General features: G+C 46.6%; 16 protein-coding genes. 10 read left to right on the forward strand and 6 right to left on the reverse strand.

Going from position 1 to position 26,728, the window contains the following annotated elements; translation table 11 throughout:
* Window positions 1–166: 166 nt before the first annotated feature.
* On the forward strand, window positions 167–2,695 hold the full coding sequence (locus tag FKV70_RS00980; protein WP_142611538.1) for a rhamnogalacturonan lyase: 2,529 nt from the start codon (window positions 167–169) through the stop codon (window positions 2,693–2,695).
* A gap of 264 nt (window positions 2,696–2,959) precedes the next feature.
* On the opposite strand, the gene FKV70_RS00985 is transcribed toward FKV70_RS00980, so the two are convergent.
* Both FKV70_RS00985 and FKV70_RS00990 read right to left on the reverse strand, forming a co-directional pair.
* Window positions 2,960–3,832: a DNA-binding protein gene (locus FKV70_RS00985; RefSeq protein WP_142611539.1), complete on the reverse strand. Its 873-nt coding sequence runs from the start codon at window positions 3,830–3,832 to the stop codon at window positions 2,960–2,962.
* Between the two features lie 276 nt (window positions 3,833–4,108).
* Window positions 4,109–5,149 carry a substrate-binding domain-containing protein gene (locus FKV70_RS00990; protein WP_142611540.1) on the reverse strand — a complete coding sequence of 347 codons (1,041 nt, stop codon included), beginning with the start codon at window positions 5,147–5,149 and terminating at the stop codon, window positions 4,109–4,111.
* 513 nt (window positions 5,150–5,662) lie between these two features.
* On the opposite strand from FKV70_RS00990, the gene FKV70_RS00995 reads away from it, so the two are divergent.
* The 8 genes from FKV70_RS00995 to FKV70_RS01035 all read left to right on the forward strand — a co-directional run bounded on the left by FKV70_RS00995 (window position 5,663) and on the right by FKV70_RS01035 (window position 19,011).
* Window positions 5,663–6,625 (forward strand): ABC transporter permease, encoded by a 963-nt coding sequence (locus tag FKV70_RS00995; RefSeq protein WP_142611541.1) that lies wholly within the window; start codon window positions 5,663–5,665, stop codon window positions 6,623–6,625.
* A 15-nt stretch (window positions 6,626–6,640) separates the two neighbouring features.
* Window positions 6,641–7,522 (forward strand): carbohydrate ABC transporter permease, encoded by an 882-nt coding sequence (locus FKV70_RS01000; protein ID WP_013369666.1) that lies wholly within the window; start codon window positions 6,641–6,643, stop codon window positions 7,520–7,522.
* Window positions 7,523–7,579: 57 nt separating this feature from the next.
* Window positions 7,580–9,169 carry an ABC transporter substrate-binding protein gene (locus tag FKV70_RS01005; RefSeq protein ID WP_142611542.1) on the forward strand — a complete coding sequence of 530 codons (1,590 nt, stop codon included), beginning with the start codon at window positions 7,580–7,582 and terminating at the stop codon, window positions 9,167–9,169.
* A gap of 26 nt (window positions 9,170–9,195) precedes the next feature.
* On the forward strand, window positions 9,196–10,659 hold the full coding sequence (locus FKV70_RS01010) for a glycoside hydrolase family 32 protein (RefSeq protein ID WP_142611543.1): 1,464 nt from the start codon (window positions 9,196–9,198) through the stop codon (window positions 10,657–10,659).
* A 40-nt stretch (window positions 10,660–10,699) separates the two neighbouring features.
* Window positions 10,700–13,954 carry a glycoside hydrolase family 32 protein gene (locus FKV70_RS01015; RefSeq protein ID WP_142611544.1) on the forward strand — a complete coding sequence of 1,085 codons (3,255 nt, stop codon included), beginning with the start codon at window positions 10,700–10,702 and terminating at the stop codon, window positions 13,952–13,954.
* Between the two features lie 231 nt (window positions 13,955–14,185).
* Window positions 14,186–15,922, forward strand: coding sequence for an ABC transporter ATP-binding protein (locus FKV70_RS01020; RefSeq protein ID WP_142611881.1), 1,737 nt, complete (start codon window positions 14,186–14,188; stop codon window positions 15,920–15,922).
* Entirely contained in the window at window positions 15,903–17,741 is a 1,839-nt protein-coding gene (locus tag FKV70_RS01025; RefSeq protein ID WP_142611545.1) for an ABC transporter ATP-binding protein, read from the forward strand. The genes FKV70_RS01020 and FKV70_RS01025 overlap by 20 nt, the downstream gene beginning before the upstream one ends.
* A gap of 355 nt (window positions 17,742–18,096) precedes the next feature.
* Window positions 18,097–19,011, forward strand: a complete 915-nt coding sequence (locus tag FKV70_RS01035; protein ID WP_142611546.1) for an AraC family transcriptional regulator — start codon at window positions 18,097–18,099, stop codon at window positions 19,009–19,011.
* A gap of 107 nt (window positions 19,012–19,118) precedes the next feature.
* On the opposite strand, the gene FKV70_RS01040 is transcribed toward FKV70_RS01035, so the two are convergent.
* From FKV70_RS01040 to FKV70_RS01055, 4 genes are all read right to left on the reverse strand, one after another.
* Complete coding sequence (locus FKV70_RS01040) at window positions 19,119–20,519, reverse strand: sugar porter family MFS transporter (RefSeq protein ID WP_142611547.1); 1,401 nt, start codon at window positions 20,517–20,519, stop codon at window positions 19,119–19,121.
* Window positions 20,520–20,745: 226 nt separating this feature from the next.
* Window positions 20,746–22,083, reverse strand: coding sequence for a response regulator (locus tag FKV70_RS01045; protein WP_142611548.1), 1,338 nt, complete (start codon window positions 22,081–22,083; stop codon window positions 20,746–20,748).
* The gene (locus tag FKV70_RS01050) at window positions 22,058–23,503 is read right to left on the reverse strand and encodes a sensor histidine kinase (RefSeq protein WP_142611549.1); all 1,446 of its coding nucleotides are present in this window, start codon (window positions 23,501–23,503) and stop codon (window positions 22,058–22,060) included. Before FKV70_RS01050 ends, FKV70_RS01045 begins: the two co-directional genes overlap by 26 nt.
* Window positions 23,500–24,498, reverse strand: coding sequence for a sugar-binding protein (locus tag FKV70_RS01055; protein WP_142611550.1), 999 nt, complete (start codon window positions 24,496–24,498; stop codon window positions 23,500–23,502). The genes FKV70_RS01050 and FKV70_RS01055 overlap by 4 nt, the downstream gene beginning before the upstream one ends.
* Before the next feature lie 217 nt (window positions 24,499–24,715).
* On the opposite strand from FKV70_RS01055, the gene melA reads away from it, so the two are divergent.
* The gene (melA, locus tag FKV70_RS01060) at window positions 24,716–26,230 is read left to right on the forward strand and encodes an alpha-glucosidase/alpha-galactosidase (protein WP_142611551.1); all 1,515 of its coding nucleotides are present in this window, start codon (window positions 24,716–24,718) and stop codon (window positions 26,228–26,230) included.
* Window positions 26,231–26,728: the final 498 nt, after the last annotated feature.

The following is a 26,728-nucleotide window of genomic DNA, read 5'->3' on the forward strand; positions in this document are numbered from 1 at the left end:
TAATTGAAACGAACAACAACACGGATTTATGTAGAGAAATGCACGGATATTTAAACGCGTTTGGAGGAACGGCAAAACTATAATAATAAGGAATTTTAAAATATGTAAGCGCAATCATTTTGAGTATTTGCTTGTCATCACAATACAATTGAGGAGGACGAATGGGATGGCTCAAAGGAAAGGCGCATGGCGAAAGGGAACCTTGACCGCCGCGTTGGCAGCGATGCTGGCGATGACAGGCACGACTGGAGGAGTAGCTGCGGAAGACTTGTCCGAACCCACGCTGCAGGCAGAATCATCAATCGCTGTAGAACAGAACCGTAGCGGCAGCATTCAGCTGGAAAAACTGGATCGCGGACTGGTAGCTGCGGCGACGCAAGAGGGTATATTTTTAAGCTGGCGGTTATTGGCTCAAGAAGTGAATGGCTACAGTTCAACGGGGCTGACAGGAGCCGACTTTAACGTATACCGTGACGGCAAGAAAATCGCGACGGTGACGAACAGCACCAATTATCTGGATAAGGAAGGAAACCGAAATGCGGTGTACAGAGTCGCTTCAGTCGTTAACGGGAAAGAAAAGGATCGCAGTGCCAAAGTGAAGCCTTGGCAGCAGGGTTATTATGAGCTTCCACTGCAAAAGCCTGCTGACGGCGTAACACCTGCAGGTGAATCCTATACTTATTCGGCCAACGATATGAGTGTGGGGGATGTGGACGGAGACGGACTATATGAGTTTTTTGTTAAATGGGACCCTTCCAACTCCAAAGACGTATCTCAGAAAGGGTATACCGGAAATACGTATGTCGATGCGTATACGTTCGAGGGCAAGCCGCTTTATCGGATTGACCTCGGTGTGAATATTCGCTCAGGTGCGCATTATACGCAGATGCTGGTGTATGATTTTGACGGCGATGGCAAAGCCGAGCTGATGTTCAAGACCGCTCCTGGAACCAAAACGATTATTTTTGACAAAAAGGGCAAGCCCAAAAAGGAAAAATATATTACCCTGCCCCGTGAGGATCGTAAAGCTGGAATTACACATAAGGACGATTATCGTTTGAACCGCACGGATTATTATGAGCATGTGGTGAACATGTTTATGAACTGGACGAAGCATGAAGAAGTGGTTAAGGGGCAGTGGCCTGCTACGCTGGAGGAGTGCTTTGGCATTGCTCCAAAGTATAGCTACCCGTTATCCCGAAAGGATGCGGAAAGTCTGACGGATTACTTTATGGATGTGTATGCTCCTGCGCGGAGCGACAAAAACAAGCTGAGAGAATTTGAAGGCTTCATCGTGGATGGACCGGAGTATTTGACCATTTTCAAAGGACAAACGGGCACTGAGCTGGAGACGATTCGCTATGAACCAGAGCGCCACGACGATGGTCTTATGTGGGGAGATTATGCCATGGCCCGGATCGAACCCGCTAATCGTGTAGATCGTTTTTTGGCAGGAGTAGCATATCTGGACGGACGCAAACCATCCGCCGTATTTGCACGTGGCTATTATACGCGCTCCACCTTGGCCACTTACACTTGGGATGGTCGTCATCTCCAAAAACATTGGATGGTGGATAGTGGTTGGGCACCGATGACCAATCCGTTTAATGATAGCCCGCACGGACGGGATGGAACGGACCCGAAATTCGGCACATTGACTACACAAGGAGCGCATTCGCTGAGTGTCGCAGATGTGGATGGAGACGGCAAAGACGAAATTGTATATGGCTCCGCCACGATCGACCATGATGGCAGCTTGTTATACAGCTCATTTGATGTTATGCCTCCTGAAAGCGCAGTTCCAGGGCAAACCGCCAGATTAGGGCACGGTGACGCACTGCATGTGACTGATATTGACCCTGATCGGCAGGGAAAAGAAATCTTTATGGTGCATGAAGGCGGCACCTATGCCCCATATGGTTATTCGCTGCGGGATGCCAAAACGGGCAAAGTCATCTATGGTGGATATTCCGGTAAGGATACAGGTCGGGGGATGATCGGTGACATCGACCCGAATCAGCGAGGACTGGAGACTTGGGCCATAGGCTTGTGGACCGCTGCGGGCAAACCATTGGATACCAAGATGCCGGGTACCAATATGAGTATCAAATGGGCGGCTGATATGACCACACAAATCGTGAACGGGGCGATCGACGTAACCCCAACCATTAAAGATTGGAAACGAGGCACATTATTAACTGCGTCAGGCACCAAAACGAACAATTATACCAAGGGAACGCCATCATTGGTCGCTGACATTTTCGGAGATTGGCGTGAGGAAATGCTTGTCCGTACAGCAGATAGCTCGGCGATTCGTATCTATTTGAGCACCGAGCCTACAACGCATAAATTGTATACGTTGATGCATGACCCGCAGTATCGTGCGGATGTGGCGCGTCAAAATACTGGCTATAATCAGCCGTCCTACACGAGCTTTTACTTTGCTTCCGATATGGATTGGGCGAACGTGCCCGTTCCCAAGCTCTACACACCAAAAGCCTTGATGGATGAAGAGAGCAGTGACGAAGCGGATGAGGTAGAGGCAGCGGAGGTAGATGAAAAAGAAGTGGATGAAACAAAAGTTGAAGAAAGCACTATCGATGAAACGAAAGTTGATGGAGCGGAGGTCGAAGCGAAGAAAATAGAGGAAGAGCCAGCAGCTCCTGTAGTTCCAGCAGAGGGTCAAAACGACTAGCTGAAGACTAAGACTCTATCTATATCCGGATTTTTTACAGACAGAACGTATAAAGGCTCGGATCAGGCGTATAGCGAATCACTTCATCCAACACTTTGAGCATATGAACCTAAATATAAAAGAACCATCGATGTCAGGAGGACTTCCCAACACTGATGGTTCTCATTACATCTAATCACATATTAGTTCCAGCCGTGATTAGATGGTGAAAAAATTGTAATTGAGCTTGCATTGCTACTGGTTATGCCACTTAGAGGTACAATGCTAATAAGAGCGAATATCACCATTACAGATACTAACGCCTTCTTCATGCTTCAACAGCTCCTTAAAAAGGTTTTGATACTGCTCTTTTTGCTCATTTGAAGCATACTGCCGATAAACCTCAAATAGTACAACAAACTTTTTGAAATCCACATTATTAATCATATTATATGATGTTAAAAACAGTAAGATGAGTTGTACTGAATCTTGATACCTATGATGTTTAGCATAGTAAACAGCACGATGATACAAGAATCTAAAATAGTGAGTTCTATTTGTAGCGTCTTCGAGATTTCCAAAATCCTCAATTTTTTCTGAGAATTTTTCAAGTATATCATCTACGTTAACTGAATGAAGTGAAGCTGTCTCCATGATCGTGACAAGTCCAGGTAATAATTCTTCTGGATTATCTTCTAAAAATTGAGCATATTCAGGTAGAATGCTCAATTTTCCTGACAGCAAATCATTGGTATACAGATTTGCTTTAGCAAAAAATTTGAACCGTTCGACTTCTTCCCAGCCGATTTTGTCCAACCCCGAAAACCAGCCCAATTCGGAATACTTTAAAATGTATTCTCTGGCCTGATCGTACAAACGGAGTTTTTGAAGAGCCGTTCCCTTGGCCAGATAGCTGAACCCATAATAAAATACCAAAGGCCGTTCAGCCTTAAAGAGATAAGGTAACTTTTTCAAGCTTGCTTCTTGTGCATCGTTATACATTTTTTCAGCAAGGCTATGCAGATGGTCGGCTATGGCCAATATATCTTCCCAGGCATGTTGAGAGAACCGCAAATGAAGTAATTCAATACATTTATCTAATCTATGATGATCCGTTAATAAGTAAGTAGCATCTTTCCCTTCCAAAACTTCTTCCATCCAACTTCCTCCTAAGTTTTAATCATGATATGGAGTATGTATGCCAAGATGTGAGTTCCAGAAATTATAGCAATCCTATACAAATATAACCATTTTTTGTCCGATGGTCAATTTTTCATTACATAAATGCTAATTTTTTTGTATCATATGACAAAATATTCATTCAACTACGATATGATCTTGAGAAATAAAACAAAGAAAGCTCCAGCCAAATGAAGGTTGGAGCTTTCTTTGCCTCGCGTGACGTGTTATTGAATATAACGGAACTATAACCATCTAGCTCAATGTCGGAGTCGATTCTCTAAATATCGGCTCTGTTCTGATATGTGTAATCTGATAGGGTCTGGAAGGATCTTTGACCCGCGCCAATAGCATCTCAGCCGCCGTAACACCCATTTCGTTGTTGTAGATATGCACGGTGGATAAATGAGGCTCTACAATTCGGGATTCAGGAGCGTTATCAAACCCAAACACGGCAATATCCTCAGGAATTTTCAAGTTTTTATTTTTGAGCGCTTTCATGACACTGACGGCGATAAAATCATTGGCACACACGAACGCAGACGGAAGCACGCTTATGCCCTCTAATTGTTTATCCATCCAATCCGATTCGGAGAAATAATTTCGGTCCTGATCAATAATGCAGCTAGATAAATCCACACTTAGACCTGCTTCGATTAAAGCACGGTTATATCCCACCCACCGCTCGTTGAAGCTTTTGCAATGTTTATAGTCCCCGACAAAACCGATCCGCGTCAAACCACGATCAATCAGGCTTTTGGTAACAGAATAAACGCTATGTTCATTTTCCATCAACAATAAATCCGCTTTCAAATCAGGGTAAAAAATGTCCACCGAACAATCAATAAAGATTGTGGGCAGTCCCAAACTCGTAACGAGCTCACTATACTGTGGATCAAACATTTCAATACAAATGATTCCGTCAACTTTGGAGGCTTCAAAATTATTGGGAAGTATTCCCGCTTGGGTTTCATTTTCTCGCACAATATGAATCGACAAATTATATCCTTCTGCACTTATTCTTTTTTCCAGCCCACTGATCAGAAAAGAGCCAAAATGCGAGCTGTTCGGCAGATTGCATGTAAACAGGGCAATGTTACCTTGGTTTTTAGGGATGATGCTGTCTGTTTCCACATAGGCAAATTGCTTATATTTGAGTTCGATCGCTTTTTTAATGACCTTGTTCCGAGTATCAACCGGAATGCTGTCACTACCGTTAATCGCTTTGGATGCGGTATTTCGGGAGATTCCCAAAGCGTCAGCAATGTCTTGAATGGTGACTTTTTCTTTCTTCATAGACAGGTTCCACCTTCACTTAATAAATGGATTGCCTGAGAGGTATAGTTGCCTCTGCTAGCTCTCCGTTCAGACCTAAATTGTATCCTAAATGTATAATAGTTCGCATAAAATAGCAATGTTAACTTTACAAATGCACAAATTATTTTTACGTTTATGTAATTTATTTTATGACTTGTATTTGCTTTATCGAATTAAAAGTTCAACTTCAAAGCTATCTTCTAACAAGCAGAGGGACAAATGCACATGGGAAATATAAAATCTGAGTGATACCAGCTGTATAAAACAATTATTGTTCACAGGTAGCTTTAAAAATTCAAAATACAGGAGTAAATTGTATTATCCAAGGTTGCAAAATCGAATTTTATCGAAAAATATTTTGGTCAAATGTAAATAATTTATTTTACAAAAGTTATTGACGGATGATGATTTGATTTGGTAAATTGAAGATGAAATTTGTAAGCCTTTTCAAATGCGTTATACAGACAGCTATTACAGATGGGGGGAAGGCAAATGGCCAACTTGGCTAAGGCAGCTCAGAGAAGTGTCGCACTGGGGGAGCAAAGGACCATTCGCAGTAAATTAGACTATATTCGCAAGAACTATTTTCTTTACGCACTGCTGGCGCCTGCGCTGATTCTTACGATTCTTTTCAAGTATGTTCCGATGTACGGGGCGATTATTGCATTCAAGGATTTTAGCCCGCTCAAGGGGATTTGGGGAAGTGACTGGGTTGGATTGAAATACTTCACTAAATTTTTAGACTCACCTAATTTTACGGATATTTTCTTCAATACGCTGAAACTGAGCTTTTATGGACTTGTACTCGGGTTTCCTGTACCAATCCTGTTGGCGCTCATGCTGAATCAAATCCGCAAGGCGGGATTGAAAAAGAATATCCAGCTTGTTTTGTACGCCCCTAATTTTATCTCTGTCGTTGTCATTGTGGGTATGCTGTTTATTTTCTTGTCTCCGACAGGACCCCTGAATCAAATCATTACATCGGTGACCGGCAACCCTGTGATCTTTATGACAGAGCCTGAATATTTCCGCTGGATTTATATCCTGTCTGGAATTTGGCAAGGGGCGGGGTGGTCTTCAATCATTTATGTAGCTGCGCTCGCTAATGTTGATCCCGAGCTGCATAATGCAGCAAGTCTGGACGGAGCCAACCTGCTTCAGCGTATATGGCATATTGATTTGCCAACCATTAAACCCATTATGGCGATTGTTTTTATCCTGGCTGCAGGAGGAATTATGTCGATCGGGTTTGAGAAAGCGTATCTCATGCAGACCTCCATGAATTTGCCTACTTCTGAAATTATTCCTACCTATGTGTATAAAGTCGGCTTGCAATCCGGCAATTATGCTTATTCAGCGGCGGTCGGGCTGTTCAATTCGGTGATTAATGTGGTTTTGCTGCTGACCGTTAACTTTATCGTCAAGAAGCTCAATGAGGGAGAAGGGCTTTATTAGGAAAGGAGCCTCTTTATGCATGTCAAACATTCCAATCTGGACCGCTTCATCCTAGGCGTGAATTATATTGTGCTCACTCTGGCTGTACTGATTATCGTAGTTCCCTTGGGTTATATCGTGATTGCTTCGTTTATGGACCCGACCGTTTTGTTAAGCAAAGGGCTATCCTTCCGTATTTCGGATTGGAGTGTGGAGGGGTATCGGAAAATTTTGTCCAACCCAGCCATGCTTCGTGGATTTGCCAATTCGGTCTTCTATTCTTCGTGTTTTGCCTTGATTTCTGTGACCGTTTCGATTTGTGCTGGCTATGCCTTATCAGTGAACAGTCTGGTGGGGCGAAATTTCTTTATGACATTGTTTATCATCACCATGTTTTTTAGTGGAGGTCTGATTCCAACGTACCTGCTGGTCAAAAATTTAGGGATGCTGGATACCGTGTGGGCTATTCTTCTTCCCGGTGCGATCAATGTGTGGGATCTGATTTTGGCGCGAACGTTCTTTAAAGGTGTACCTAATGAATTAAAAGAGGCTGCCAACGTGGACGGGGCCTCAGACTGGACGATATTTTTTAGAATTGTGCTGCCGCTGTCCAAACCCATTATCTTTGTCATTGCGCTATATGCCTTTGTTGGTCAGTGGAATTCTTATTTTGATGCCATGATTTATCTGGATAATGCACAGCTGCATCCACTTCAATTGGTGCTGAGATCGATCCTGATCCAAAACCAGACGATGCCTGGCATGATTAGTGATCAATTAGCGATGGCAGAACTAAAACGTCTTTCGGAAATGATCAAATATTCATCGATTGTCATCTCCAGTCTTCCACTACTTGTGATGTATCCCTTTTTCCAAAAGTATTTTGAAAAGGGTGTTATGGTCGGCTCTTTAAAATAAAAGATGCCGCACACTGCTACACGTGCATTTTACCTTTATCCGATGGAGGTCATCCAGATGAAAACAGTCAAAACTGCCTCATTTGCCGCACTGGCGGCGATCTTAGTTCTTTCCGGCTGCGGCAGCAGCAATTCCTCTAATGAGACCGATGCAACAGATGTGAATGGAAAAGTGACGCTTAACTTTATAACCCAAAGTTCTCCACTCGCTCCGGCAGACCCGAACGACAAGCTGATCAACAAACGGCTGGAAGAAAAAACGGGCATTCATATTCGTTGGAAGAACTTTACCAGTGACCAGTTTGTGGAAAAGAGAAATCTGGCCATTGCCAGCGGTGATTTGCCGGATGCGGTGTTCGACGCGGGCTACTCGGATTACGATTTGCTCAAGCTGGCCAAAGACGGTGTCATTATTCCGGTGGAGGATTTGATTGAACAGCATATGCCGAATTTTAAAAAGGTATTGGAGCAATCACCGGAATATAAAGCGATGTTGACTGCACCGGATGGACATATTTATTCCTTTCCGTGGATTGAAGAATTGGGAACAGGAAAAGAAGCAATCCAGTCCGTAGATGATTTGCCGTGGATTAATGTGGAGTGGCTGAACAAGCTGGGCTTGTCCATGCCAACAACGACCGAGGAGCTGAAGCAGGTCTTAATTGCTTTTAAAACCAAAGATCCCAATGGCAACGGGCAGGCGGACGAGATTCCATTATCGTTTATCGATAAGCCTGGCGGCGAGGATTTGGCCTTTTTATATGGGTCCTTTGGGCTGGGAGAGAACTGGGATCATACAGTGGTGACCAATGATGGGAAAGTCGTATTTACGGCAGCCGATAACGGATATAAGGAAGCTGTCAAATATATTCATGATTTATACAAAGAGGGATTGGTGGACATAGAGTCTTCCCAGCAGGATTGGAACACTTATCTAGCCAAAGGGAAGGATCACCGCTATGGTCTGTACTTTACATGGGATAAGGCCAATATTACAGGCCCAAATAAAAAATACGATCTCATGCCGCCGCTGGCTGGACCGAATGGACATGTAAATGTCACACGGACGAATGGCATTGGCTTCGATCGCGGGCGCATGGTGATTACCAGTGCTAATAAGAAGCTGGAGGCGACCGCCAAGTGGATTGATCAGCTGTATGATCCGATCCAGTCCATACAGAACAACTGGGGAACTTACGGGGATACCAAACAGAAAAATATCTTTGAGTATGATGCGGCAAAGGGAATGTTGAAGCATCTCCCGCTGGAAGGCTCGGCTCCGGTGGAAATTAGACAAAAGACGAACATTGGCGGACCGTTAGCTGTATTGGATGAATACTACGGAAAATACACAACCCAGCCAGAAGATGCCACATGGCGATTGGGTTTGCTCAAAAAGGTGATGGTTCCCCATATGCAAGCAGATCATAATTACCCTAAAGTGTTTTTTTCTATAGATGAGCTGGACCGCTTATCGACCATTGAAACCGATCTATTCGCCTATGTTCTCCGCAAACGTACGGAATGGTACCAGAATGGCAAGGTCGAAGAGGAGTGGCCGGAATATTTGCAGGAGCTGAATAGTCTGGGATTACAGGAATGGTTACAAATCAAACAGGCGGGCTATGACAGAAACGCAAGTAAATGATTCTTTTTTCGAGGGAGATGGAATATATGAACGTTGTTAGGCAAGAGAAATACCGCCCATCCTATCACTTTTCACCGAAAAACGGATGGATGAATGATCCGAACGGAATGGTTTATTTTGAAGGACGTTATCATTTGTTTTATCAGCATCATCCATTCGGCACAACGTGGGGGCCTATGCATTGGGGGCATGCGGTCAGTACTGACTTGGTGAACTGGGAAGAGCAGCCGATTGCTTTGGAGCCGGATGGGCTAGGAACGATTTTTTCCGGGAGCGCCGTGGTGGATGAGCGGGATACGTCCGGTTTTTTTGAAGGTAAGCCGGGTTTGGTAGCTATTTACACACATCATTATTCGCTTCCAAACACGGATCAGATACGCCAATACCAGAGCCTCGCCTATAGTACAGATTCAGGTGAAAGCTGGATTAAATATGCGGGCAACCCTGTGCTGGAAGATGAGCATTGCATTGATTTTCGCGACCCCAAAGTGTTCTGGCATGAGCCTACAGAGCAGTGGGTGATGGTGCTGGCCTGCGGTCAGACGGTTCGCATCTATCATTCTCCGAATCTGAAGGAATGGGTGTTTGCCAGTGAATTTGGACACGGCATCGGTAGCCATGACGGGGTGTGGGAATGTCCGGATTTATTTCCATTATGGGTTGATGGGGAGAGGTCACAGGTAAAGTGGGTTATGCTCGTAAGTATTGGGGATAATCCGGAGATTCGGGAAGGGTCCAGAACACAGTATTTTACGGGTGAATTTGATGGGACGACATTTGTGGCAGATGTGGAAAGTGAAAAAGTCCGCTGGCTCGATTATGGCAGAGATAACTACGCAGGTGTGTGCTGGTCGGGTATTCCGGCAGAGGACGGACGACGCCTGTTTATGGGCTGGATGAGCAACTGGAGATATGCCAATCAGACACCGACGGAACGCTGGAGAGGTGCCATGTCCATTCCGCGTGAACTCGCACTGGAAACGAGAAAGGGCACAGTTGCACTTATTCAGCGCCCTGTTCGGGAACTGGACGGATTAAGAACTCCTGTCCTGTCACTCACAGAGCCATCTAGTGAGGAAGTGCAGAACGCATTATCTGCCTTGCAACTGGATTGCTACGAACTTGTGGCTGAATTTGCAACCGCCGGAGACTTTGGCTTTAAGGTGCGGGTATCGGATGAACATGAACAAGAGACACTCGTCGGTTATACTTCTGCCACGCAGGAAGTATACGTGGACCGGACACGGTCAGGTTGTTCGGATTTTCATGAAGATTTTGCAGGCAGACATGGGGCCTCACTAGGAATCTTGCCAGATCGAATGGACATCCGCCTCTATGTGGATCGCTCGTCTATTGAAGTGTTTTTCAATCGCGGACAGGTAGTCATTACTGATTTAATATTTCCTAATAGAGAAGCTAAGGGTCTTGAAATATGCTCAGCGGAAGAGCAGGTCACTTTATTTTCACTGGAGCTTTATGCGCTGAAATGAGATTTTCTTCATAATCCGACTGGAAGGTAGGAAATTGGCGATGAGGATAGAGCTCACAAACACGCGAACGAACCTGACGGACTGGCAGATTAAAGGGAAGGGACGCATAGAGGATAACGCTCAGGGACTTTTGCTAAGATCGGAGCCACGGGAAAACGTGATGGCTATGTCTGGAACCACATCACAGGATTTTACTTTTGAAGCGGATGTGATGGTCACAGACATACAGGCAGATGCTGCCCTAGTATTCCGTTCCAGCGGGGACGGATGGTCTTCCTATATGCTTCAAATCGTGCCAGCTGCTGGATTATTACGATTACGCGATGCTGCTGGAGATATTGAAAGGCTCAAAGAGGAACGGCCAGTGGAATTACAAGAAGGAGATATTTATCATCTCAAGGTGAAGGTAGAAGGCTCGCAGCTTAAAGTATACTGGGATGAAGGATATCACCCGATTATAGATGTGGTCGATACGACGTATGCCTCAGGATATTTGGGATTGAATGTCTGGAATGGATCGGCTTTATTTCAAAACATTCAAGTCAGTGATATGGATACGAATGCAGGTGAACTGCTTTTGACCCGTGGGAAATGGCAACCGGACCTAAAAGGGCAGAGAGCCGAGGGAACCAGTATGGAAGGTGCGCTCAAAATATACGGTGCCGCAGCTGCTGACCTGGTGCTGGAAGGCAGTGTGTCGCTGAATTCTTCCCAACCGGGCATGGAAGCAGGACTATTTTTCAGAGGGAATCAAGTGGGAACAGAGGGTTATATTGCTTCTGTGCAAGGAGAGAATCATCAGGTCCGGGTACATCTGAGAAAAGCGAACGGAACGTTGATTACAAGCTCGGCGATGACGTATCCGGATACATCGGGCAGTAAACACAGTTTGGAAATCATTGCACACGGAGAGCGGATTCGCGTGTTTGTGGACGGCTACACATCTGCGGCGATGGACATCGTAGATAGCAGTTATTCCTGTGGTTTTACAGGTATGAAGGCAATTGGGGGGACGGCTTATTTTCAGGATTTCTACCTTACCTCTATCTCGAATTACTATACCGAAAAATATCGTCCGCAGTATCATTATTCCCCTGCCAGAGGTTCAGCCAGCGATCCGAACGGATTGGTATATTTCGAGGGAGAATATCACCTGTTCCATCAGGATGGTGGACAATGGGCACATGCGGTTAGTATGGATTTGCTGAATTGGAGAAGGCTTCCTTTGGCATTAAAGTGGAATGATTTAGGCCATATCTGGTCTGGTTCGGCTGTAGCTGATCTCACTAATACTTCCGGCTTGTTCACCAACTATGGCGGGAAAGGGCTGATTGCTTATTACACCTCCTATAATCCCGATCAGCCCAGGGGAAACCAGAGAATTGGCCTTGCTTACAGCACAGATCGGGGACGGACATGGCAATACCCAGTAGACCGCTCGATTGTAATAGAGAATCCGGGCCAAAAAGAAAATGATCCCGGCAACTGGGATTTTCGTGATCCGAAAGTAGTATGGGACGAAGCCTATCAGCGCTGGATCATGGTGGTGTCCGGAGGAGATCATATTCGTTTTTTTACTTCCACCAACCTGATAGATTGGAACTGGACGGATAACTTTGGTTATGGCGAGTATATACGCGGAGGGGTATGGGAATGTCCGGATTTATTTCGGCTGGCGGTAGATGAAAAAAATACCTATAAATGGGTTTTGATGATTAGCACCGGAGCCAGCACGAACACTCAAGGCTCAGATGCGGAATATTTTATCGGTGAAGTGACGGCTGACGGGAAGTTTAAAAATGATCTTTCACCAGGGAAGGTGCTTAAAACCGATTGGGGAAAAGAGTTCTATGCCTCGATGTCTTTCTTTAATGTGCCCGGCGGGCGGCGTATTATGCTGGCATGGATGACGAATTGGGACTATCCGTTCAGCTTTCCGACTGCTCCCTGGAAGGGACAGCTCAGCATCCCACGCGAGTTATCGCTAAAAACAACCCGTGAAGGCATCCGTTTGATACAGCATCCGATAGCCGAGCTGACTTCGCTGCGTTCTCATTTATTTTCGCTAATACATGAGCGTATCACGGAATCCTCTCCGAATATACTGGAAGGTTTGAAGGCGGGTGCCTATGAGATTGAAGCGGAGTTCGAATTCCCTTCCGTTGGGAGGGCATCGACTTTTGGGTTTTATGTACGAGAAGGCGGTGAGCAAAGAACGGTAGTCGGCTATAAAACAGACGTTCAACAGATGTTTGTAAACCGTGCTGAATCAGGACTTACTGATTTCTCTACCTTGTTTTCAACGCTTCATGAAGCATCGCTGGCACCGTCCAGGAATCGAATTCAAATGCGTATATTTGTGGACGAATCTTCAGTTGAGGTGTTTGGTAACCATGGGGAAGTCGTATTTTCCAATATCATTCTTCCAGATTCGGCACGTAGAGGGATGAGCTTGTTTACTCAAGGTGGTGAGGTGAAAGTGGTTTCTCTTCATGTGTATGCGCTACGCAATAGCTGGAGGGCTACAGAGGCTTCACTCATCAGACTGATGATGGATTACACCCAATTGGAGCTTGCGGAAGGACAATCGAAACGTCTGTATGCGAGTGTGGAGAATTCTGTGGAAAAAGAACATTTGCTGAATTGGGAATCCAGCAACTCTGCAGTCGTCAAGGTAATCCCGTGCAATGAGGGCTTTGCGACCGTGGAGGCACTTTCCCCTGGAGAAGCTGTTGTTACAGCCACCGTCACGGGGGATACGGTGAGAGCAAGTACCTCGGTTACTGTGTATGGAGGGATGTTTTATACCAACCTTTCAGGTTGGGAGCCGGATGTCGCTGCATCCCGCTGGATGGTGACGGCAGATGGTATACGCGGAAGCTATATCAGCGATGCAAATTATATGGCGTCTGAGCAGGCGAAAGATTTTACGTATAGGGCTGAGATGAAGCTGGATGGGAATGGGAGTGCTGGCTCCTTGATTTTCCGTGCCAACGCGGACGGGTCGAGTGGCTATTATTTCAATTTGGACCCGAACATGAAATCGATTCGTCTTTTTTATAAAAAAGAGGGTCGATTTGAGCAGCAGCAGGTGCTTGCTAAGGTTCCAAGATTTGTATTGCCGGGAGTAACCTATGCTGTCAAAATCCAGGCAGAAGGATTACGCCTGCGTATAGAGATAGATGATGAACAAGTAATTGACCTGGAAGATGATACGTTTGCCGCAGGGCATTTTGGTGTCAATGTATTTGGCGGGCAGGCTTTTTACCAACATGTACGGGTCGAGAAAGTCTGATTTGAATTTCGCGTTTTTGAAAGAGAGCTGTATTTTACGAGCTCTCTTTTTTTGTGTCTTTTTCGCTGGAGTCTCCAATTTGCTGGTTAAACGAAGCCGTTCAGAAGGGTATAATAAAATATAGTGCTATATAAAGTGCGTATATGGTATTACGCCCATGTTGAATTCATACAACGATTAGGCGCTGATCTGGAAGGACGGCTATGGGCAATTGGAGGAATGCTTGTGGGAATGATGTTCTCTTTTCTAAAAAAATATCGGGTTCCAGCTATCGCGGCGCTCGTGATGATGTTGCTGGAACTGACGGTAGAGTTATCGCAGCCGTATTTGATCTCCAAAATCATAGATGAGGGCATTCGGCAGCAGGATTTGCCTGTCGTCTGGTTGTGGGGCGGTGTACTGGTGGGCAGTGCCGTTATCGCTTTTGTGGCGGGAATATCCAGCTCCTTTTTTGCATCGCATGCAAGTCAGGGGTTTGGCTATGATGTGCGGGAAAAGCTGTATCAAAAGGTGCAATCCTTTTCTTATCCAGTGTTCAAACGGTTTGCTACTTCGTCGTTGATTACCCGCCTGACGGGAGATGTCACGCAAGTACAAGATACGGTGTTTATGAGCTTGCGATTTATGACACGGGTTCCGCTGGTGGTCATCGGCAGTATTGTAATGGCCTTGGTTGTACATTTTAGGCTTGGGCTGCTGCTGGCGGTTATGGCTCCGGTGTTGTTCGTATTTGTGCTTGTAATGATGCGGAGGACGGTCACTTTGTTTAAGGGTGTTCAGCGGCGCTTGGATGATGTTAATGGAGTAATCCAGGAGAATCTGACAGGCATTCGGCTTATTCGGGTTTTTGTGCGGATGCGGCATGAAATTGAACGCTTTGCCCATTACGGAAGCGAGTTGATGAAAGGGACGGTGTCCGCTCTACGCTGGACAGAAACGACAATGCCGTTCATTTTATTTACGATGAATGTAGGGATTATTGCAGTGCTTTGGTTTGGGCGCGCTCAAATCTCCACTGGAGATGCCAGTGTAGGACAGGTGGTTGCAGTCGTCAATTATTCTTTGCGGACAATTGGAGCTTTGTCTGCCTTGTCCGGTATCGTGGTAGTATTTTCCCGGGCAACTGCATCCACAGGGCGGATTCGAGAGGTTTTGGAAACGCCTAATGAAGAGGGGCGCGAGTTGGAGGCTGTTCCAACACCTAACACACGGATTGAGGGACAGGTGGAAATGGATGGGGTGAGCTTTCATTATCCGGGCAGTGATTTGGCTGTATTAAAGGATATCTCCTTTAGGGCACGGCCGGGCGAGCGGATCGCTATTATGGGGGCTACTGGTTCGGGCAAATCCTCACTTGTGCAGTTGATTACACGTCTGTATGAAGAAGATGAAGGTTATGTCCGCTTTGACGGAAAGGACGCTCGTGAACTGGATGGGTCCATTCTCCGTGAGGCGATTGGTTATGTCCCTCAAGAGGTACTGCTATTCACAGGCTCGATCAGGGATAATATTGCTTGGGGGCTGGAAAATGCTAGCCTGGAGCAGATTCAGGAAGCCGCACGCATGGCACAAATCCATCCTATGATTGAACGCTTGCCGCAAGGCTATGACACCATGCTCGGGCAGCGTGGCGTGAATCTGTCCGGCGGACAGAAGCAGCGGCTTTCGATTGCCCGCGCACTGGTGCGCCAGCCCGCGGTGCTGATTCTGGACGACAGCACAAGCGCGCTGGATGTGGGGACGGAAACAGCATTGCTGAATGCACTCGATGGCCTGTCCTGTACGACATTTCTCATTACGCAGAAGATCAGCTCGACGGCATCCGCAGATCAGATTTTACTGCTGGATGAGGGACGCCTGATCGCTAGCGGAGATCATGAGCATCTCATGAACAGCTCAGAACTGTATCGACGTATCTATAAATCACAATACGGAAAGGAGGAGTCGCATGCTCAAGGAACTCATTGAACCATTCCGTCAACCTACACCGGAATCCGGTGTACTGCGAAACCCGGCAGGTGCTAAAGGACGACGCAAGGCCAAAGCGAAGAACTGGTCTGGCACGGTAGGGCGAATTTGGGCTTATCTGGCCCGTCGCAAGGCCAAGCTAATGCTGGTATTGTTCATGGTGTTGCTCAGCTCCGGGCTGTCGTTGCTGGGACCATATTTGGTCGGCGTAGCGGTGGATGATTTTCTCGAAGGTCCGGGTGGGCGCACATGGATTTATTTTCTCCTCGGATTAGCGGCTGTGTATCTGCTGAATTCGCTGACCTCCTGGCTGCAAAATATCTGGATGATTGAGATTGCTCAAGAGACGGTGTACCGCATGCGTTTCGATCTGTTTTCACATTTGCATCGACTCCCTATCCCTTTCTACGGCAAACGTCAGCAGGGAGAAATCATGAGCCGTCTGACCAATGATATCGAAAATGTCAGCTCTACGCTGAACAGCTCGGCCATTCAAATTTTTTCCAGTATATTGACGCTGATCGGTACACTCACGGTGATGCTGTGGTTAAGCCCGCTAATGACTTTGCTAACCTTTATCGTGGTGCCGTTAATGTCAGCCGGAATGCGCTGGATTACACGCCGCACCGGGCCTTTATATAAGGAAAAACAGAAAAACTTGGGCGAACTGAACGGATACATTGAAGAAACGCTGTCTGGTCAGCAGATTATTAAAGCATTTTCACAGGAAAAAAGAGTCATCCGTGGTTTTCGTGAGCGTAATGATCGTATTCGGCTGTCGGGCTTCTGGGCGCAAACGATTTCTGGCTTTATCCCCAAGCTGATGAACGGACTGAATAATCTTAGCTTTGCCATTGTAGCAGGGATCGGTGGAATTTTGGCCATTCACGGCTCGATTACTATCGGGACGATTATCGTATTTGTAGAATATGCTCGCCAGTTCACTAGACCGCTGAACGATTTGGCTAACCAGTGGAATACACTGTTATCCGCTATTGCCGGAGCTGAGCGCGTATTTGAAATATTGGACGAAGATGAAGAGTCCAAGGATGAACACGGCGCAGTCAAGTTGAAGCATGTAGAGGGAGCTGTACGGTTTACGGATGTTTCCTTTGGTTATGATGAGGGAAGCGCTACGCTGGAAGCCATCTCTTTTGAAGCTGAACCAGGTGAAATGATCGCGCTGGTCGGTCCGACTGGAGCAGGAAAAACGACACTGATCCAGCTTCTTTCCAGATTCTATAGCCCAGATAAGGGAACGATTACGCTGGATGGGCGCGACATTACGACCATAGAACGTGAAAGCTTGCGTTCCCATATGGCATTTGTGCTACAGGACACCTTCCTGTTTCAAGGGACCATTCGCGAAAATATCCACTTCGGCAGGCTGGAAGCCACCGATGAGGAGGTTGAACAGGCATCGAAGCTGGCTAATGCCCACTCCTTTATCATGCGGATGAAGGACGGATACGACAAGGTGCTGGAAGCGAACGGCAGCGGTATCAGCCAAGGTCAAAAACAGCTGCTGGCGATTGCTCGTGCGATCTTGGCCAACCCTTCCATCCTGGTCCTCGACGAGGCGACCAGCAGCATTGACACCATCACCGAGATGAAAATCCAGGAAGGACTGGAACGGCTCATGCAGGGGCGTACAAGTTTTGTCATTGCGCATCGGTTAAATACCATACGTCGGGCTGACCGGATTTTGGTCTTAAAGGACGGCCGTCTGGACGAGCAAGGCTCTCATGAGGAGTTGCTGGCTCACAAAGGATTTTATAGTGATTTATATTATGGTCAGTTAAGAAAACAAAGCTCGTAAGCTGGCTCGATCAGATCTACAGGCATATTTAGAAAGGACTCCTTGATACTCCTTTTCTAAATATGCCTTTTTTACGGGTATGCAACATCGAAATATACTTAGACACAGGTTTACCTAAGAAAGCACTTGCTATATTGGTAGAACAAATAAGAGGGATGTTACAAGAGTTTGCACAACGGAAGCCTAATAGGTAAATCCGGCATAATGAGACTAGTTCCGTATGAGCTTGGCTCGTCAGGTTTGTATTTTTATTTACAATGGCCCCTATTTCAACTATGGTTTACACAGAGTAAAGGATTACGTAATGTAATATACGTTGCCATATTAGCTTGATCTATTTCGCGGAGGTGCGGGGATGAACGGAAGCCTGTTTGAGCCAGGGTTGCGGGACGGGGATTATATTCCCCGTTTTTTTGCTTACTATTACAAGCAATGGCGTGACTATACGATGTCTTATCACGATCATCATTCCACTGAGATCATGTATATGATTTCCGGCTTGTGCAGGGTAGATGTACAAACCGGAGAAGATACGGAAGAGAGCATTACACTTCGCAAAGGCGAGTTTATTATGCTGGACGCAGGTGTCCCACATCGGTTGGTGGTGGAAGGAGAACAACCGTGCCGGATGCTGAATGTAGAGTTTGGCTTTAAGGAAGGAGTGAGGGTAGGCCCGTCTATCCAACAAATAGCAGCAGAGGAACAGGAGCTTACGGCCTTTATGTCACGTCCATTCCCGTATCTGGTGCTATCAGACCCGGAAGAGGTATATTATGCGCTGAAAAGTCTCGTGCTGGAGCTGGATCAACGTAAAGAACAGCCAGGTGCCATGGCAGAAATGCTTTTTATGCAATTGCTCGTACGAATTGCACGTCTGCGGGAAGAAGCAGAGCGCAGCAATACGCAGCAAACAGATTTGTACATCAAGCGATGCATTGAATTTCTTCATCTGAACTATGATCGGGATATTGCAGTCAAGGACATGGCCGCGGCCGTCAATCTGCACCCGGGGTATTTGCATCGAATTTTCAAAAAACATACAGGGCTAACGCTTACCGCATATTTAACGATGCTGCGAATGGACAAGGCCTGTATGCTGCTTCAGCAAACGGACATTCCTATACAAGAAATTGCTGATTATGTTGGCGTCGCCAGTAGACAGTATTTCCACATGTTGTTCAAAAAGCACACAGGTCAAACCCCTGTTGAATACCGCTCTGCCGTCGAGCGCGATGTGAGGAACTATGGGGAGGAGGGGGGAGGGAGCTAATAACAAGAAGCCTCTGAACCCTTACCGATTAGGTCGGTATGAACTCAGAGGCTGTGTGATTTCAAGCATTATAACACGTGTGGGGCTTCTTGAGAGCTAAAATAGTGTCATTTTCCGAGCCACATATTTTCCATCTGTTCAAGTGATCTCCCCTTGGTTTCGGGAACCTGGCGCCATATAAAGACTACGACGAACAACGAAATGGCTCCGAATATCCAAAAGGTACTGGACGGACCGGCTGAACCCAGCAGGGGAGGGAATGCCTGGGACACCAGATAATCGCCGGCCCATAATGCCATCGAAGCAATGGCGACTGCTTTGCCGCGAATGCGGTTTGGAAAGATCTCCGAGATCATAACCCATACGATTGGTCCAAGCGATATAGCGTAAGAGGCCACGTAGATTAATATCATGATTAGCACGAGTGGTCCGGTGGTTAACCCCATTTTGAATGCGGCTCCAATAATGATCAAACAGAGGGTCATTAACGAGGTGCCGATCATCAATAGGACTTTTCGTCCCGCTTTGTCGATCAGCCAGACGGACACGATGGTAAACAACACATTGATCAACCCGATCCAGATAGTCTGGGTCAAAGAAGCATCCGTACCGAGTCCCATTCCTTTAAATATAACTGGCGCATAATACAAAATGGCATTGATGCCGGTGATATGCTGCATAACAGCGAGCGCAATACCGATAAAGAGAGCGACCCGAATACCGGGCGTGAACAATTGTTTGAATGAGTTGTTTTCATTTTTGAACGATTCCTTGATATCACGCACTTCCTGCTTAGCGGCTTCTTCACCGTGAATTTTTAGCAGAATCGGCAACGCTTCATAAGGTCGATTCTGTTTGATCAGCCATCTCGGGCTTTCAGGTATGAAGAGCATCAAGAGCATAAAGATTAGTCCGGGAACGGCTCCCACTCCGAACATCCAACGCCAGGCGGTTGAAACACCCCAGGCTTCATCCCCCAAGCTGACGATCCACGAATTTTGAAAATAAACCAGGAAAATGCCCGTTACGATGGCCAGCTGATTTAAAGCAACCAAACGGCCTCGGTATTTGGCGGGAGCGATCTCTGCGTTATACACCGGACAAATGGTGGAAGTGATTCCTATGCCGACGCCGCCGATCATGCGAAAGATAACATACCCGGTGAACGAATCTTGAATCGCAGAGCAAATCGAGCCGACAACGAATAAAAATCCGGCAGCCAGCAATACCTTTTTTCTGCCGATCCTTTCACTCATGTAGCCAGAGAGAGCCGCTCCTGTAACACTCCCTACAATCAGACTCGACACCGCCCATCCAACCTGAAATTCGCTCAGCGAAAAACGCTGCTGTAGGAATTCAACTGCCCCCGAAACAACCGCGATATCAAAACCGAACAGTATGCCTCCAAGAGCAGCTACGATGGACACCAATGTCACAAACAGCATACTGGGTTTTTCTGATTGAAGCGCTTTCTGTTTAGCGCTTTCATTATGGATGATTACTCCCATATGATCATCTCCCCTCAGATTCCTAGAACCTCATTCCGTTCTTCGAGGAGAAGTATAACACGCACCTTCAAAAGAAAGGTCGGTGATCGTCTTCAATAAACGGACCTTTTCATGCACGATTTTGACTTCGATTCCCGAATTAGAGATGAAGGGACCGAAGCTAGCATTACCTTGTCATTTGAGCTTAAAAAAATCCATGTCGAGGGTCGACATGGATGAATTTCTGCTATTTTTGGCCTTTGAACTCTGTAGGAGGAACGCCCGTTATCTTCTTAAAGACGCGGCTAAAATAGTTCGGGTCCTTATAACCCACTTCAAAGCTGATTTCCTTAAGCGCAAGGTTGCCCTCCTTGATCAGAGCAATAGCTTTATCAATCCTTAGCCGGGTTACGAAGTCGATGAACGTTTCTCCGTATTCCTGCTTGAAGATTTTGCTGAAGTAGTGAGGATTCAAATGGACGAAATCAGCCACTTCTTCCAGTGAAAGATCATCGTTAAACCGTTCCTCAATATACATTTTTGCCCTGCCCAGCATAGTGTGTGTTTGAACCTCTCGCTGTTCGCGTATCCGTTGCAGTGCTGATATGACGTACGTTTGCTGAAGCATTCCTTTCTCCGCTTTGACGGCAGGCACGGACGCATTTCCAGTCTCTGACGACTTTAGTTCGTCAAAGTAGCAATAACCTCCATCGCGCTTGCGTAGGGTAGAGGCAAAAACGGCTTCGAAATAGGACTTGCGAAGTCCTTCCTCGCCGCTATGCAGCGATCCGATTCCAATAGCCGCCTTGATGCCAAATTGCTGGTGAGCAAGCTCGGAGAGCTGCTGAACAAGGTGTTTAATCAGTTGCCGCCAGTCGTCTTGGCTGGTAGTAGACGGCTTTTGTAAAAAAGCGGCTACATGATGGTCAATCAAGGAGCTTACAATGGAATTTGGACCATGTGTTTTTACATAGCTTCGAAAATGGTCGTAAATTTTCTTTTTATCCTGCTCGTCCGTATATCCGTCAAAGGCGGTAATGATGGCGCTTCCCTGATCAAGAGGGAAGTCCAGCCATTCCGACAGCTGGGAAGCACTCGAATCCACCGTCTGGTCGACCATAAGCATTAGGGCCAGCTCATTTTCCGCGAGCGGCATTAGCTGTGAAATTTTGTGCCTAAGTTCCAATTCTTCCGTACGTGTCCGCTTCTCGCACTCAATTTCTTCAATCAGTCGTTTCAGTGTGCCGATGATGAGTTCTCGCTTTGCCGGCTTCAGAATATATTCTTTTACGCCCAAAGAGAGCGCCTCTTGGGCATAGGCAAAATAATCATAGGCAGTGACGAGCACAAATCGGGTATCGGGAAGACGTTCCTTTAATTCACGAAGCGCCTCAAGCCCGTCGATTCCGGGCATATTGATATCCATAATGGCAATATGGGGACGGTGTTCCTCCGCACATTCGATTGCCATGCGGCCATTGCCGGCATGAATAAACCGGAATACCCCTGGCATCGCTCGTTCCACTGTTAATTCCAGTCCTTCCCTTTCCAAAGCCTCGTCATCCGCGATTAACAACCGATACATTCGTCTGCTCACTCTCCTGCTTGACTGGAATTCGTATTGTTATGGTAGTACCTCGTCCGGTACTGCTACTGATTTCAACCATTCCTTCTTTTCCGTAGAATAACTGCAACCGCCTAAACACGTTCTGCATTCCAAGTCCCGTTGAACTACTGCTTTCAGCTCTGCCCTCAAGACGAAGCACGGACAGTCGGGTTTCCTCCGCCATGCCTTTTCCATTGTCTGAAATTTCGATTTGCACATCCTGGTCAACTCTCGACAGCATCAATGTGATAATAGCTCCGTTTTCCATATCTGCCACACCATGAAGAAAGGCGTTTTCAATCAACGGCTGGATCGTCAGGGCCGGAATCTGCTGCTGTAGTACAGAGGCGTCAAAGTGAAGATCAAAGCGAATTCGGTCCCGGAAACGTGCCTGCTGGATGGTTACATATTCGCCTATATGATCCAGTTCTTCCTTGAGCGTTACAGGTTTGTCCAGCTTTTGCAGACTGTACCGTAATAGATTGGACAGCGAAACGATCAGGTCGCTGGTCTTCTCCGCCCCTTCCAGGATCGCCAGTTTGGAGAGCACATTTAAGGTATTGAATAAAAAGTGTGGGTTAATTTGATTTTGCAGGGCCAGCAGCTCTAGCTCCTTTACAAGCCGCTGCATTTCCAGACTCTGTTTATCCTTTTCGATGAGGATGCTCAAGTCAGCAGACATTTGCGAAATGGCGTCTGCCAATACGCCTAGTTCGTCATCCCGCCGCGGTTGGGGCTTGATATCCAGATCACCTGTGGCAATCCGCTTGGCGAGTCCGACAAGTTTGCCGACAGGAACGGTAATGCTGCGCGAGACCCAGATTGCTAGCAAAACCCCCATCAGCGCGTTCATGCCGAACAATGCCACTCCCAATCCATTCATTTGCTCATTCTTGTTCCGAATGTTCTCGATGATCGGCCGGTAATAAGCCAGTTCAGCATCGATCAGTCGCTGCCCCTCCTCATGAATATAGCTGACGGTTTTTTCCGCTTCAATATAATGTTCAAAAGCCGATTGAGGCTCTTGTGCCTTTGCATCCAGAACGGCGGCTTGTTTCTGTTCCAGAAATGTGGACAACAGATTCACGTAGTCCTCCTCGGCGAAAGAAGGGTCGGTCGAGTCGGAGACATCCTGTATTTTGCCTTTCAACTGCTTTAATTGGTATTCTGTCGGTCCCTGCACACTCTTATCGCCTCTTGGATTGAGTAGAAAGGCATATAGGAGATTTAAGTTGCTCTCCGCCGCTTCGGAGGTTTGCTCGATGAGAAGAATGCGGCCAAGCATTTCATCGTAGCTTTGTTGTACGACCTTTCCGCTTTGGAATACAAAATAAGCGATGATATTGGCAAACACAACTAAAAGAGGGATGAACAGAAGCAGCTTCTTTCTGATCGTCATCGTCTGTCATCTCCGGACTTGTCGTCGGAAGTATCTGCATGCACTTCATATACTCTGGTGTATGTTAATTCCTGAGGATGGCTCCCCTTTAGATAATCATTTAGCAATTTTATGGCCTTGGCCCCCATTTCCTCTGGCTGTTGCACAATGGTCAGTTCGATTTTGCGATCTTTGATAGCTTTCAAAGTTTCGGCCATATCGTCAAAAGCAAAAATTTGTAAGTTTTGCGCTCCGCGCCGTTCTGAAGCCTCCAGAATGCCAAGGCCGTCCAGCGCACTGAATCCGACCATGTAGCGGATTTGCGGATACCGGGTGAGCATGTTCTGAGCTTGCTGGGCTGCCTGAAGCCGTGAAATATTGGAGGAGCGAATCTCCACAATGTGGAGATTGGGATAGCGGCTGATCACGGAACGAAAGCCGGCAAGCCTGAGTCGCTGATTCTCAACGCGCTCGTTGCTGATCATCACTCCAATGTCGCCATGCTCTCCAGAAGCCTTCGCCAACAGCACGCCCATCTGTTTTCCTGCTCCTTCATTATCCGTTCCGACGTAAGCCAGCCTCCGGGAGTCCGGCTCATCCGTATCGATCGTGATGACAGGTATGCCAAGTCCGGCCGCTTTGTTGATTAACCGGCGATACTCCGGATCATTTATCCCTTGTACTAAAATGGCATCCGCCTTACTGGCGATGGCTTTGTCCAGCAATTTGATCTGCTCGGACGGATTAATGCGGTCTGGTCCGATATAATCGAGCCGCATACCGTACTGCTTCGCTTCCTTTCGAGCTCCTTGTTCGATGGACCGCCAGTAATAATTATCTAACTCTTGTGATATCAATACCACTTTGGTATCGGAACCCCTGTCTTTTGGTGAAACCGCCTTCAATTGTTCAGCAAATTGATGAATTTGAAAAGAAGACAGAGTGAACTGAAACAACAGCCAGCCAAATAGCAGCAAGACGGGGATAAGGATAAATGTCCATTTACGGTTTGACATGTCCTGCTCCTTTGGGAATATTTAGATACTCTACTCATTATACAGCAATAGAAGTAGCATTCGCAGCTATCGTCAAGGCAAGCAGTATCTGTTGATGCGAAAGTTAGGATTTTTGACACTTAAGTACGAATCTGGTCATGATTTTGATAACGCTTTCTACTGGCATGTTGCTACAATGACGGTATATTACAATTCTAATTACCGGAGGTTGAATGCCGTGTCATTTAAAGTAGCTTTTATTGGAGCAGGAAGCATCGGTTTTACCCGTGGAATTTTGCGAGATCTGTTATCGGTACCGGAGTTTAACGATATTGAAGTAGCTTTTACGGATATCAGTCAGCACAATCTGGATATGGTTACTGAACTGTGCCAGCGGGATATTCGTGAAAATGGTTTGTCCATACAAATACAGTCCTCTACGGATCGAAAAGTAGCTTTGAAGGATGCCAAATATGTCATTTGTACAATCCGTGTCGGCGGTCTGGAAGCCTTTGCGATCGATGTGGATATTCCGCTAAAATACGGTGTGGATCAATGCGTGGGCGATACACTATGTGCAGGAGGCATCATGTATGGTCAGCGTGGTATCGCTGAAATACTGGAGATTTGTAAGGATATCCGCGAGCTAAGTGCACCGGATGTACTATTGCTGAACTACTCGAATCCCATGGCGATGATGACCTGGGCCTGCAACAAGTACGGGGGTGTGCGTACGGTTGGTCTATGTCATGGCGTTCAGAATGGGCATCACCAAATTGCCGAGGTGTACGGTCTGGAGAAGCAGGATGTGGACATTGTATGCGCCGGAATCAATCACCAAACATGGTACGTCCAGGCATCGCATAAAGGCAAGGATTTGACAGCAGGGCTGCTGGAGGCTTTTGAACAACATCCTGAATTTAGCCGCACTGAAAAGGTACGCATCGATATGCTTCGTCGTTTTGGCTACTACAGCACAGAATCGAATGGTCATCTTAGTGAATATGTGCCTTGGTATCGGAAGCGTCCGAGCGAAATTCTGGACTGGATTGATCTGGGGAGCTGGATCAACGGAGAGACAGGCGGCTATCTGCGTGTATGTACGGAAGGACGCAACTGGTTTGAAACAGATTTCCCCAACTGGATGAAGGAAGACCCACTGGAGTACAAGACGGAAAATCGCGGTGAAGAGCACGGCTCATACATTATCGAAAGCCTGGAAACAGGGCGTGTATATCGGGGGCACTTTAATGTCGTGAATAACGGTGTAATTTCCAACTTACCGGACGATGCGATTATTGAAGCTCCTGGATATGTGGATCGGAACGGCATTTCTATGCCGCAAGTTGGAGAACTGCCGCTCGGTCCTGCTGCCGTGTGCAATGTTAGTATTTCCGTCCAACGTTTGGCTGTCGAAGCGGCTGTACATGGTGACGATAAGCTGCTGCGCCAAGCGTTTATGATGGACCCGTTAGTGGGCGCGGTGTGTAATCCGAAAGAAATTTGGCAGATGGTCGATGAAATGCTGGTGGCACAGGAAGCATGGTTGCCGCAATACGGAGCAGCGATTGTCGAGGCGCGCCAACGTTTGGCTGCAGGCGATCTGATTCCAACCCGGCCTTATGAGGGAGCAGCACGACTTAAGGTGAAGACGGTTGAAGAAATGCAACTGGATCGGGATGCCGCCAATAAAAATGCAGGACAATCCGACAAAGGCAAGGATCGCGAAAAAGTACAGAACAGCAAGGCGTAACAGCTACTTGGTACAATCGCAGTAACGCTCATTCTATGGACCTGTTTATGAGCAGAGGTGGACTGTACAACGATAAAAGGGTGTTTTCATGGCCGTAGGCCTGGAACACTCTTTTTGCTGTCGATAGTTTTAACGATTTTAGCGTAGCTAGTAACGTGAGGTTTATCATTGTCGATTTGGGCTGACGGAAATTAAAGAATACAGTCTTGTTTTTAGGATTCGACTTTTTGACTGTCGACCTTGAATCCGCTGAGAGCTTATCATAGTAGGGAAGTTCAACAAAAGATAGAACGGATCGTAGAAAAAAAGAGGCCTTCCCGAACCGTCGTTGTGGCAATTCATAGCCCTAATTAATAAATGTACTCCTTAATTTATTCAATTTACAGGAGATTTCCAGCTCACTATAATCTAACATAGGAGGTGACAAAAAGGGGAAAATGTAAGCGTATGAACAAATAGAAAGCGCTTACCTTTTACAGCTATGAACGCCACTTTTTT

It is taken from the genome of Paenibacillus ottowii (assembly GCF_006874425.1).
In the GTDB taxonomy this organism is placed as follows: Bacteria; Bacillota; Bacilli; order Paenibacillales; family Paenibacillaceae; genus Paenibacillus; species Paenibacillus ottowii.